Raw genomic sequence first — 11,547 nt, 5'->3', positions numbered from 1 at the left:
ATGGCCGGACCGAACAAGATTCGCCAGCGTTGTCTGGCGGCCCTGATGCTGGCGAGTGTGGTGCCCGGCATCCAGGCAGCAGAAGACCTGCCTTTATGGGAGCTCGGGGCCGGTGTTTCGGCCTTCAGCTTTCCGTCGTATCGTGGTTCGGACCAGACCAACAATTTTCTGTTGCCGGTGCCGCACTTCACATATCACGGCGATTTCCTGAAGGCTGACCGCCATGGCATTCGGGGCAGTTTTTTCGATTCTGACTGGCTCGATCTCAGCGTCAGCCTGGCTTTGTCGCCGCCAGCCAGCAGCAACGACATCACGGCACGCAGCGGCATGCCAGACCTCAAAGGAACTTTCGAGATCGGCCCGCAAATGGACGTCACCTTCTGGCGTTCCGAAAACCGCGCCCGCTTCGTCAAATTGCTGCTACCGCTACGCACCGCCATCACGCTCGAAGGTTCGCCGAAGGATATCGGCCTGGTGTTTCATCCCAAACTGAACATGGATATCACCGACATTCCCGGCATGGCTGGCTGGAACCTCGGCATGCTGGCCGGCCCGCTGTTTGGTGACAAACGCCAGCATGCCTACTACTACACCGTGGCGCCCCAATACGCTACGGCCGATCGTCCGGCCTATGAAGCCAAGGCCGGTTACGCCGGCATGCAGTATCTGGTCGCCCTTTCCAAGCGCTTCCCCAGCTACTGGGTCGGCGGCTTTGTTCGCTACGACAACCTGGGCGGCGCCACTTTCGACAATAGTCCGCTTGTCCGCCAGAAAGACTACGTGGCTGCCGGCATTGCCATCACTTGGGTCCTCGGTGAGTCATCAACACGCGTCAAGGTCGATGACTGATCGCGGCAGCGCAGGCAATCCCTTGTGGATGGCCTACGAATACGTCGCCATGTTGGTCGGTCTCGGCGCTTTGGCGGTGCTTTGCCTGCTATGGTTGCCCTGCGCGCTGATCCTCAAGCCCCTGCTGCCAAAACGCCTGGGCCAACCATTCGGCCGTGGCATGATTTCATTCGGCTTCCAGGTTTATCTGGGCATTCTTAGCCTGCTCTGCGCCTGTCGTTTCGACCTGCATGAAATCGACCAGTTGCGCGATCAGGGGCCGCTTATTGTTGCCGCCAATCATCCTTCCCTGCTGGATGCGGTCATGATCGTGTCGCGACTGCCCAATGCGGTTTGCGTGATGAAGGCATCGTTGATGGATAACATCCTGTTCGGTGCCGCGGCGCGACTGGCCCGTTACATTCGCAACGACATAGCATTGAAGATGATTCTGGGTGCTCGCGAGGAGCTTGAGCAAGGTGCCCACCTGATCATTTTTCCTGAAGGATCCCGTACCCGGAACTTCCCCTTTGACGCCAGTACGCCAAGCGTCGGACTGATTGCCTACCGCAGCAAGGTTCCCGTACAAACGCTGCTGATCGAATTCTCGACACCTTATCTCGGCAAGGCCTGGCCGTTGTTTCGCCGCCCGGTCCTGCCGCTCTCCTGTCGCATACGCCTCGGTCGTCGCTTTCCGCCACCGAGCAACGTGCAAGTGTTTTCGGCTGAACTCGATACTTATTTTTCTTCCGAATTTGGTCCAATTTCCCCGTCGACCGCAGCATTCGCTGTTTGAATCGAAATCGTCATGCCCAGCGCTTCAACAACCCATCTTGTCCTGATTCCCAGCTATAACCCCGGTCCCAAGGTGCTGGCCACCGTGCGGGCGGCGCGGGCTCAGTGGAATCCGGTGTGGGTGGTCGTTGATGGCAGCACCGATGGCAGTGCCGAGCGGTTGCAGGCACTGGCCGCGACCGATATGGGTTTGAAGGTTATCGTCCTGCCGCAAAATCGCGGCAAGGGCTCGGCCGTACTCGAAGGCGTCACGCAGGCAGCTGCCGCCGGCTTTACCCACGCCTTGACCATGGATTCCGACGGCCAGCATCCGGCCGACCTGATCCCCGCCTTCATGGCTGCCTCGCAGGCACAGCCAGCCAAAATGGTTCTGGGCAAGCCGGTGTTCGATGCCGATGCACCAGCGCTACGCGTCAATGGCCGTAAGGTGTCGAACGGTTGGGCCAATCTCGAAACCCTGTGGATGGGCATTGGCGATTCGCTCTACGGCTTTCGGGTGTATCCGATCAGGCCGCTGATGAAAATCATGCATGCCAACCGTTTCATGCGGCGTTTTGATTTTGATCCCGAGGCGGTCGTCCGCCTGTGCTGGGCCGGTGTCAGGCCGCTCAATATCGACGCCCCGGTTCGTTACTTCAGGGCTGACGAAGGGGGTGTATCGCACTTCCGCTACCTGCGTGACAATACCTTGCTGACGTGGATGCACACCCGCTTGTTCCTCGGTTTCATCGTTCGCTTGCCATTTCTGGTACTGCGCCGCCTGTTCGGCTGAGTCATGAACGCCCTGCGCCAATTTACGCTGCGTTACCTGATCGCCGATGCCGCGCCACTGTCGGCACGCGAACGCTGGCTGAGCGCACTGGCCGGGTTGGTCGGCATGCTGCTGATGCAGGCCATCCTCGCCGTAGTGCCGGTCGAACCGGGGATCAGCTATCTGCTGGCACCGCTGGGGGCCAGCTCGGTGATTCTCTTCGCCCTCCCCCACAGCCCGCTGGCGCAGCCCTGGTCGCTGGCCGGCGGACTTTTCATCTCGGCGCTGATCGGCTATTTTTGTGGTTTGTGGATTACGCCAACGTTTTTGGCCGTTGGTATTGCGCTGGGGGTGGCCATCTGGGTGACTGCCTGGTTGCGCTGCATTCATCCGCCGGGCGGCGCCATGGCTGTGGTTTTTGCGCTGAGTGCCCAGCAGCATCCGACTTCGCTGCTAACGGCACTGCTAAACGCCGTCGCTGCGCTGATGGCGGTCCTCGTCGTCAATAATCTGATCCCCGGTCGTCGTTATCCACAATGCCTGCCAGCTACGCAGGTGGCCCGGCAGGATCGTCCGGCAAGGCGGAGCATTCGTCACGAAGATATCCAGCACGCGCTGGAGCAGCTCGATACCTACCTGGACATCAGCGAGGACGATCTGGTGCGCATCTATGACCTGGCCACTAGCCATGCCCACCAGCGGCACGAGCGGCGCACCTGCGGCGACGTGATGAGCTCTCCGGCGATCAGCGTTGAGTTCGCAACCGAGCTGAATGAAGCCTGGCGACTGATGCAAGCCAATCATTTGCACGGCTTGCCAGTGGTGGACCGCAGCAATCGGGTCATCGGCGTCCTGACGCTGGAAAATTTTCTGCGCCATGTCGAAGCCCATGGCGCCCAGGGCATCGGCGACAATATTCGCCGACTGCTGCGCGCGACGCCTTCCGATTATTCGGACAAGCCCGAGGTGGTCGGCCAGATCATGAGCAACCACTTCGCCAAGGCGCTGACCACGACAGCCATCAGTGAGATTGCCGCATTGCTTGCTTCAGCCGATCATCCGGTCATCATTCCGGTCGTGGATGATAGCCAAAGACTGGCAGGCGTCCTTACCCAGACCGACCTGCTCGCTGCCATTTATCAACGCCAGGCAGCTGCGGCAGCGAGGCGCTAAAGGCGATGAATACGACAGAAATTTTCCTGATCGCCATGGCGATCATCTTCACCGTTCCCTACCTGATCTGGCGTCTGGGCCGAACCGATTACTTCGCGCCGCTGGTCGTCGTCCAGATCATGACCGGCATCCTGCTCGGGCCGGGCATCCTTGGCCGGATCTATCCCGACTATTACGCCTTTGTCTTCAACCCGACCGTGGTCCAGTCGCTGAACGGCATTGCCTGGTGGGCGGTCATGCTTTTCGTGATGATTGCCGGGGTCGAACTCGACTTCAGAAAAGCCTGGGAATATCGACGGGAAAGCGGCATCACGGCCGGCCTGGCGCTGGGGACGCCCTTGCTATTGGGTAGTGCAGCGGCAGGCTTGATGCTTGGCTTTGACGGCTGGATGGGACCCAAGGCACTGACCTGGCAGTTCGTGCTCGGCGTTGGCATGGCTTGCGCGGTGACCGCACTGCCCATCCTGATCCTGCTGATGGAAAAACTGGAAATCCTGCGCCAGCCCATCGGTCAACGCATCCTGCGCTATGCCAGCCTGGACGACGTGGCGATCTGGGCGGTTCTGGCGTTGATCCTGATGGACTGGGAACGCATGGGTCGGCAGGCCGCGTTTTTGCTGACCTTCGCGGTAACCGCCCGCTTGTTTCACAAAGTGATGGTGCGCCTTGACGCAAATGATCGCTGGTATGCCGCGTTGATCTGGCTGGCGGTGGTTTCTTTTGGCGCCGACTGGGCCGGACTGCATTTCATGGTTGGTGCCTTCCTGGCCGGGGCGAGCATGGAAGCCGATTGGTTCGACCAGGAAAAAATGGACCTGCTGCGCCATCACGTGCTGCTCGTCATCATGCCGGTGTTTTTCCTGTCGACCGGGCTGCGGACTAACTGGAATGTCGGTGGGTCGGCTGTCTTTATCGCGGCGGCAGTGCTGCTCGTCGCTTCCGTGGCCGGCAAGCTGATTGGCGTTCATATCGCGGGCAGGATTCTCAAGTGGCGACCGGGCGAAGCCAGCATCATTGGCTGGCTGCTGCAGACCAAGGCGTTGATCATGATCATTTTTGCCAATATCCTGCTCGACAAACAAATCATCACCAGCGAAACCTTTACGGCACTGTTGCTGATGGCAGTGGCCAGCACCATGTTGACTGTTCCAATGGCGGCACCGAAGCTGGCCCGCCTGCACTCATTGATTCAGCGTTCCGCCTGAGGAGAAAAGCATGGCGTATATCCCGACTTATTCTGAAGAAGCCACGGACCGGGCTGAAGTAGATGCCTTGAACGGCGCCGTGCTGATCGAGTTTGGTGCCAACTGGTGTGGTCATTGCCAGGGCGCCCAGCCGTTGATCGAGGCTGCCCAGCGGGCTTACCCCGGTCTGCGTGCGCTGAAAATCGAAGATGGCTCCGGTCGACCTCTTGGCCGCAGTTTTCGCGTCAAGCTTTGGCCGACCTTGATCTTCATGAAGGATGGTGTGGAGCTGGAGCGTCTGGTTCGCCCGGGTAGCGAAGCGGAAATCAGTGCCGCACTGGCCCGGCTGACAGCCTGAATCGGCTCAGGCGGCTGCGCTGCGCTGCTGCCAGGCGGCCAACTCGCTGCGCTCGATGAAGGTTTCCAGCCGGTTGATGTTGCCCGGCAGCTGCCGGCCCTCCCACTGTTCGGTAGCCCAGCGCTTTACGTTGGCGTGAAGCTCGCCATGTTCGATGGCGTGGGCAAGTGCCACCTCGATGTCGTGCAAGGCATCCGGATCACTGTTGATGAGGCGCGCTGCTTCATGCAGGCTCAGGCTGGTTTCCGTAACTTGGGCAAGCATGTGGGCCTCCTGGATGAACGATATGGACACATTCTAGCGCCTGGATGATTCTGAAAACATCTGACTGCTGCGCAGTTCACCCGCGATCAGATCATCCCGCCATTGATCGAAATGACTTGCCCCGAAATATAGGCAGCACGGTCCGAGGCGAGAAAGGCGACAAGATCGGCAACTTCTTCTGGTTTGCCGGCGCGTTTCATGGGCACCAGACTCTTGATCGTTTCAGCGTCGAACGCACCCTCGATCATGTCGGTGGCGATGATGCCCGGCGCCACGGCGTTGACCGTGATGCCACGGCTGGCCAGCTCGAGCGCCAGCGCTTTGCTGGCCGAGTGCAGCGCACCTTTGGCCGCCGAATAATTGACCTGGCCGCGGTTGCCGGTGATACCGGCGACCGATGAAATATTGATGATCCGACCCCAGCGCGTGCGGATCATCGGCATGGTCAGCGGCTGGGTAACGTTGAAAAAACCGTTCAGCGAGACATCGACCACGGAACGCCATTGCTCCGTGCTCATGCCGGGGAAAACAGCATCGGCATGGATGCCGGCGTTATTGACCAGAATCTGGATAGGCCCTGCTTCGAGCAGCTTGTCCAGGACGGCCGCCGTTGCAGCACGCTCGGTGACATCAAAGGCAACGGCTTCAGCGCTACCACCAATGGCGGTGATCAAGTCGACCACCGCCTGCGCCTTTTTCGGGCTGCGGTTGGCATGGACGATGACATGATGGCCGTCAGCGGCAAGGCGCTTGCAGATCGCAGCGCCAATGCCGCCGCTGCCGCCGGTGACAAGGGCTCGTTTCATGAAATTTCCTTTTTGGTCGAATTTTCCGGTTGACCGTGGGCGCTCGGATTCAGCGCAGCGGCGTCGAGCACAACGGCGGCGCGACCGTCCAGCAGACAGCGGCCGTCGTGGCTGATCGAGAACTGGTAGAGAATATTGTTGGCATCGCCCGACAGACGCTCGGCCTGAACCTCCAGATGACCCCGCAGGTCGTCGAGACGGGCAACATGCAGGCTGACGCTGCGCACACTGGTCAGGTAACCCTGGCGCGGCTGGTCATTGGCATTGGCCAGCAGGGCCCCGTGGATGGCCATGGCCTGCGCGGCGTATTCGATGCCGTTGGCGGCGCCAAGACGGCCTTCGGCGCGCAACGGGTTGGCCGGAGAGGTGTGACTGATCGCCCGACAGGCGATGGCATTTTCCGACCACTCGCTGACCGCATCAAGCAGGCACATGTCGCCTTGATGCGGGATGTGGGCGGCGATCCAGTGACGGTCTAGCACGGTCCGATATCGACTGACAGCTGCATGGGCGGCAGGTAGTCCAGGCATACCCTGCCCGCTTCGCCACGCGCCAGTTTTTGCAGCAGTGGCAAGGCACGCAGCGCCGGGATGGCGAGGCGCAGTGATTCCAGATCAGCATTGGCCAAGTGCTCAGCCGCATCGGTAGCGGGTGTGACAGTGATCGATGCAAGCGAGCGCTCACTGCGTTCCGGCGTTAGCAAAAGCGCTATACCAGCCACATCGGGTACTGGTCGCTTGGCGAATAATGGTACGGGGTATTCGCTGTCGTAGGCGATTAACAAAGTTGGCTGGCGGTCGAGAACGACCTGCCCCAGGGCGTCAATCAACCCGGCGCCGAAGCTGCCGTCGTAGGCGCAGAGCACCTGACACGGCGCCATCGCTCCGGTCGCGATACCCCAGTAACCGGCGGCGGCGTTATGGACTGAATTGTGGAAGCGAGTCGGCGAAATCTGGCGGTCGTCGGTGGCCAGCTGTTCGCATAGGGCGTGGCAATTGTGACCGTCAGCACCCGAGGCAGAAAACACGGTGGCCAGCGTGGCGACATTGGCGCCGGCATGGGCGGCTGCTTCAAGGCCGATCGCCAGGGTTAACTTGACGACCCGGCTGGCTCGCCGGCGTTCAGCCGGCGGCAGGATGCTGGGTGCCGGCAGGACGGAGGGCGCTGCGGTCAACGGCATTTCATCGCGTAAAACGGAACGGGCCATCGGCCAGTCCGGCAGGCCGGGCGCGAGGAAACCAATGCCTTCGATCCAGGCGGTCAGCGGCTTGGTGCTCATGTCGCAACGCCCAGAATCAGGCTGCAATTGCTGCCGCCGAAGCCGAATGAATTGGTCAGCGCGCGGCGCGGCTGGCCATCGCGGGCTTGCAGCACGTAATCGACCGGGATCGATGGATCAAGTTCTTCCGTCCCCGGGCTACCGGGCAAAAAGCCATCGGTCAGCGCCAAGGCGCAAATCACCGCTTCAACCGCACCGGCGGCACCCAGCGTATGGCCAGTGGCGCCCTTGGTCGAACTGCACGGAACGTTATTGCCGAACAGCGCGCAGACGGCTTTGCCTTCAGCGGCGTCGTTGGCCGGCGTCGAGGTGCCGTGCAGGTTGATGTAGTCAATGTCGCCGGCGGTCAGCCCGGCCGAACGCAGCGCTGCTGCCATGGCCATTTTGGCGCCCAAGCCTTCTGGGTGCGGTGAGGACATGTGGTAGGCGTCGCTCGATTCACCAGTGCCGAGCAGCAGCAGCGAACCGGGAGCCGGATTGTCAGTGCGTTCGAGTAGTGCGAAGGCCGCACCCTCGCCGACCGAAATGCCGTTGCGCGCCGCGTCGTAGGGGCGACACGGCTTGGCTGACGTCAGTTGCAGCGAGGCGAAGCCATACAGTGTCGTTAGACACAGCGTATCGACGCCGCCGACGATGGCCGCGTCGATAGTGCCGAGTTCCAGCTGGCGGGTGGCAGCGGAGAAGACCTTGGCGCTAGACGAACAGGCCGTCGAAATTGCCATCGCCATGCCTTCCAGCCCGAAATAGTCGCGGGTGAATTCGGCCAGCGAGAAGGAATTGTGCGTCGTGCGGTAATGGAAATCGTCCGGCAATGCGCCGGTTGCCGGGTCGCGCCGGCGGTAGGCCAGTTCGGTCTGCAGAATGCCCGCCGTGCTGGTGCCGAGGAAGACCCCGACCCGCGTCTTGCCGTAACGGGCAATGGCTTCGCGGACGCGGTCGGCAAAGCCGTCGGTTTCCAGCCCCATCTGCGTCAACCGGTTGTTGCGGCAATCGTAGTTGGCCAGCGATTCCGGCAGCCTTTCAGCGTCAACTGCAGCCACTTCGCCGATCCAGGTGTCGAGCTGGACGCTCTCAAAAGCGCACGGCACCAGCTCGCTCCGCCCGTCGCGCAGCGCGGCTCGCGTGGCATCAATTCCGCGGCCGAGGCAGGTAGTGACGGTGTAGGCGGACAGCAGCAGCGGATTCACGGTGGCGCTCGAAAAGGTGTGAGGCAGATTTTAGCAGAGGGGGTCCGGAATTTAATCTGGATTGGCGGTTCCGGCCTTGAACGTTCTGCCTGATCAAAACGACCAGTACAAATCGATGGTCACGCTGCGGCTGATCAAGGGGTGGCACCGGCATGGGAGTGCTGACATATTCAGGTTGGAACAAAACCCGAGTTGGGCGGTCCCAACGGCATATGCATTTGTCAGATCAGCCGCAGCGGCTTGCGCGGCGTCCTCGATTTGATCGGGAAAGGAGGACACAAAATGCTTGCATCCTTCAATCAATCTTCGGCAGATTGGCTAACTGTTGTCCGAAGGCAATATTGTTTGGTTCGAATTGTGCTCGGGGCGGCCCTCATGGCGCCATTTCTGGCGTTGCCGACGCCCGGTATAGAACCTGCGTACTCGCAGCGCCTGGCAATCCATAGTGAAGGGCGTTTCATACAGGTGCGGGAATGCTCGCAACGACAAGGCCCCTTTGTGACACAAAGTACTGCCTGGCAAAGATGGCGTGCGGCAAGGGATCGTGGCTATGCAGTGAGCAATGGCGTCGTTCCTTGCGACGGGGGTTATTGCTTCTTTGTGTATTACCAGTGCTAGTCGGTAAAACAGGTTGGTACGCCTCGGTGTGTTGATGACATGGTGATTTTTCTGTCGTACGCAGCTGAACATCTGGAGATGGCCGATCAGGCCAAGCTCGCCTTGGCGGGGGCTGCTTACCGCGCGTTCTTTGAGCGCGGCAGCCTGCTGGCCGGGGCCAATTATCATGTGCGTATCCGTGAGTTAAAGAGGGCAGGCTCGAATTCAATGAAAATAGTTTTCTTGTCTTCGTTATTTCTGTGAACCGGATGGGAGGAGCAAAACATGATGCAAATGATTAGAAACGGGCTCGTGTTCGTGCTGTGGTTTTTTGTTTCGTTGGCTTACGCCGATGCCGAGCCCAAAGTCGTCGATATTCCGACCCGTCCAGGCGTAACTCAGCGTCTGCTCGTTCTCGCCCCGCTCTCGCCCAAGGCGGGGGTGATCCTGTTTGCCGGTAGCCATGGCGGCCTGCAGATTGCCCTAGATGGGTCTTTCGGCTGGGGCATGGGGAATTTCCTGATTCGTAGCCGGCAGTTGTTTGTCGATCAGGGCTTGTTGTCCGTGGTAATTGATGCGCCATCGGACCGGCAGTCTCCACCTTATCTCGTCGGGTTTCGACATGGGGCAGAGCATGCGGCGGATGTGCAGGCGGTGATTGCCTGGGTGCGCCAGCAGTCTGGCTTGCCGGTGTGGCTGGTCGGAACCAGCCGCGGTACGCAATCGATCGCAGCGGTGGCGACGCGCCTGAGTCGGTCTGACGGGCCGGATGGTCTGGTGCTGACCTCGACTATCCTGACCGACCCGAAGGCGCCGCCGGTGACGGCGATGGCACTGGAAAAGCTGAGCATTCCGGTGTTGGTGGCGCATCACGAGCTCGATGGCTGCAGCCATTGCGCTTACAGCGATATACCGGCCCTGATGCAGAAGCTGGACGGTTTGCCGCGCAAGCAGTTGCTGTCGTTCCGCGATGGTGTCAGCCGTGGCGATCCGTGCCAGGCGATGGCGTATCACGGCTTCAATGGCATCGAGTCCGAAGTGGTCGGGCAGATTGCAGCTTGGATACTGGCCCGCTGATTCTGGATTTCGATTTTGGCCGAAATTTCCGGTTGACCGTGGCAGCAGCGGTAAGCGGGGCTATTTGCCGCTGCTTCGCGTCAAACAGCTCCGATAGCGCCCTTCGACCTTCTTCGCAAACCATTCGGTGGTCAGTTTGCGGCTGATCTTGGGGCTTTTCAGGTCGATTTGCGGCAAGGCTTGGCGGGGTAGCGGCTTGCCGCCCTTTTCGGCCAGTTCAAAAACCCGGTTGAACAGCGGGCTGCGGCCGAAGGTGATGGTTTTTTCCAGCAACAGATCGCGGCGAATTTGCGGGCGGCTCATGTCGAGTTGCTTCGCCATCCCGATGGCTGCTTCTTCGACGCTGCTGGGGATCGGCGCGGGTTTGCCGTCCTCGTAGCGCAGCAGGTCGCCGTCGGGCGCCAGCGGCTTGCCGGTGATCTTGCCCAACGCGAGCTGGAAGGCGGCGTTGCGGCTGCTGTAGCGGCCGGCGTTAAAGTCGGCGAAACGATAGACGATATGGTCGTAGGGCACGTCGTAGTCGAGCAGGATGGCACTGCCGAAATAGACGCCGCCACGCCGGGTGAAGACTTCGTCGCGCACTGTTTTCGGCAGTGGATAGGGGTAGCTGCGCTCCTTCAGGTGCTGCGTGGCGAAATCGATGCTGACCTGCATCGGGCCGCCGGTGTGCACCGGATTCTGGTTGGCAAAGAATTGACGGCCAAAGGGTAGTTCGCCGGTCATGTCCTCGAACAGCGTATTGAGCTGCTTTTCGGTTTTCAAGGCATCGATGCGGTTGTTGTAGCTTTTGCCATCCGGCGAGTTCTTGCTCAAGGCGGCGGTGACAATCAGCGCCGGTACGCCATAGCGCCCGGCCCGGGCTTCGAGTTCGCGGCGAACAATGGCGGGCAGGCCGGGCACGGTGGGGTCGGCCTGGAAGCTGGATTCCTGCTCGATAATGGCGATGCTGGCGCAGTAGGTTTGCGTGGCGTGCGGGACTTCCAGCGTCTTGTAAGCGGTGTATAGATCGTCGGCCCAGCCCTGCCGGTCTTTGGCGTGGCCGGGAATCAGGCGGACGATGCGCTTCTTGACCTCGGCTTCGGGCAACGAGGTCGGCCAGGCGGTGGCGGTCTTGCCATCGGCACGGCGCGCCATGTCGGCAGGCAAGGCGCCACCCTCTTCTTCATTTTCGTCGAACAGCGAACAGCCGGCCAGCGCGGCGAGCAGCACGGTGCACAGAAGTACGAGACGGGTGGCGCGGCGCATTGA

General features: G+C 60.7%; 14 protein-coding genes. 8 read left to right on the top strand and 6 right to left on the bottom strand.

The features are described from left to right. The 6 genes from IPJ12_09510 to IPJ12_09485 are packed head-to-tail and all read left to right on the top strand — an operon-like array spanning position 1 to position 5,089. Entirely contained in the window at positions 1-849 is an 849-nt protein-coding gene (locus IPJ12_09510) for a MipA/OmpV family protein (protein MBK7647380.1), read from the top strand. Continuing rightward, a complete protein-coding gene (locus IPJ12_09505) occupies positions 842-1,624 on the top strand; it encodes a 1-acyl-sn-glycerol-3-phosphate acyltransferase (GenBank protein ID MBK7647379.1) in 783 nt (260 codons plus the stop codon). Before IPJ12_09510 ends, IPJ12_09505 begins: the two co-directional genes overlap by 8 nt. A 12-nt stretch (positions 1,625-1,636) precedes the next feature. Further along, positions 1,637-2,395 (top strand): glycosyltransferase family 2 protein, encoded by a 759-nt coding sequence (locus IPJ12_09500; protein MBK7647378.1) that lies wholly within the window; start codon positions 1,637-1,639, stop codon positions 2,393-2,395. Between the two features lie 3 nt (positions 2,396-2,398). Then, positions 2,399-3,547, top strand: a complete 1,149-nt coding sequence (locus tag IPJ12_09495; GenBank protein ID MBK7647377.1) for an HPP family protein — start codon at positions 2,399-2,401, stop codon at positions 3,545-3,547. A gap of 5 nt (positions 3,548-3,552) precedes the next feature. Then, positions 3,553-4,752 (top strand): cation:proton antiporter, encoded by a 1,200-nt coding sequence (locus IPJ12_09490; GenBank protein MBK7647376.1) that lies wholly within the window; start codon positions 3,553-3,555, stop codon positions 4,750-4,752. A gap of 10 nt (positions 4,753-4,762) precedes the next feature. After that, positions 4,763-5,089: a thioredoxin family protein gene (locus tag IPJ12_09485; protein MBK7647375.1), complete on the top strand. Its 327-nt coding sequence runs from the start codon at positions 4,763-4,765 to the stop codon at positions 5,087-5,089. 6 nt (positions 5,090-5,095) lie between these two features. Here the strand turns inward: IPJ12_09485 and IPJ12_09480 are convergent, their stop codons facing one another. From IPJ12_09480 to IPJ12_09460, 5 genes are all read right to left on the bottom strand, one after another. Further along, positions 5,096-5,353, bottom strand: a complete 258-nt coding sequence (locus IPJ12_09480; protein MBK7647374.1) for a hypothetical protein — start codon at positions 5,351-5,353, stop codon at positions 5,096-5,098. An 86-nt stretch (positions 5,354-5,439) separates the two neighbouring features. Continuing rightward, complete coding sequence (gene fabG, locus IPJ12_09475; protein MBK7647373.1) at positions 5,440-6,159, bottom strand: 3-oxoacyl-ACP reductase FabG; 720 nt, start codon at positions 6,157-6,159, stop codon at positions 5,440-5,442. Continuing rightward, on the bottom strand, positions 6,156-6,689 hold the full coding sequence (locus IPJ12_09470) for a hotdog family protein (protein MBK7647372.1): 534 nt from the start codon (positions 6,687-6,689) through the stop codon (positions 6,156-6,158). Before IPJ12_09470 ends, fabG begins: the two co-directional genes overlap by 4 nt. Continuing rightward, on the bottom strand, positions 6,635-7,438 hold the full coding sequence (locus IPJ12_09465; protein MBK7647371.1) for a beta-ketoacyl synthase chain length factor: 804 nt from the start codon (positions 7,436-7,438) through the stop codon (positions 6,635-6,637). The genes IPJ12_09470 and IPJ12_09465 overlap by 55 nt, the downstream gene beginning before the upstream one ends. Beyond that, positions 7,435-8,625 carry a beta-ketoacyl-[acyl-carrier-protein] synthase family protein gene (locus tag IPJ12_09460; GenBank protein MBK7647370.1) on the bottom strand — a complete coding sequence of 397 codons (1,191 nt, stop codon included), beginning with the start codon at positions 8,623-8,625 and terminating at the stop codon, positions 7,435-7,437. Before IPJ12_09460 ends, IPJ12_09465 begins: the two co-directional genes overlap by 4 nt. Positions 8,626-9,282: 657 nt before the next feature. Between IPJ12_09460 and IPJ12_09455 the strand changes: the two genes are divergently transcribed. Both IPJ12_09455 and IPJ12_09450 read left to right on the top strand, forming a co-directional pair. Continuing rightward, positions 9,283-9,486, top strand: a complete 204-nt coding sequence (locus tag IPJ12_09455; protein MBK7647369.1) for a hypothetical protein — start codon at positions 9,283-9,285, stop codon at positions 9,484-9,486. Between the two features lie 21 nt (positions 9,487-9,507). After that, entirely contained in the window at positions 9,508-10,299 is a 792-nt protein-coding gene (locus IPJ12_09450; protein ID MBK7647368.1) for an alpha/beta hydrolase, read from the top strand. A 60-nt stretch (positions 10,300-10,359) separates the two neighbouring features. On the opposite strand, the gene IPJ12_09445 is transcribed toward IPJ12_09450, so the two are convergent. Beyond that, positions 10,360-11,544 carry a DUF1615 domain-containing protein gene (locus tag IPJ12_09445; protein ID MBK7647367.1) on the bottom strand — a complete coding sequence of 395 codons (1,185 nt, stop codon included), beginning with the start codon at positions 11,542-11,544 and terminating at the stop codon, positions 10,360-10,362. Between the last annotated feature and the right edge of the window lie 3 nt (positions 11,545-11,547).

The sequence above is a fragment of the Betaproteobacteria bacterium genome, assembly GCA_016709965.1.
In the GTDB taxonomy this organism is placed as follows: Bacteria; Pseudomonadota; Gammaproteobacteria; order Burkholderiales; family Rhodocyclaceae; genus Azonexus; species Azonexus amarohabitans.
Note: the sequence above shows the minus strand (reverse complement) of the source record. Positions and strands in the feature narration are given on the sequence as shown.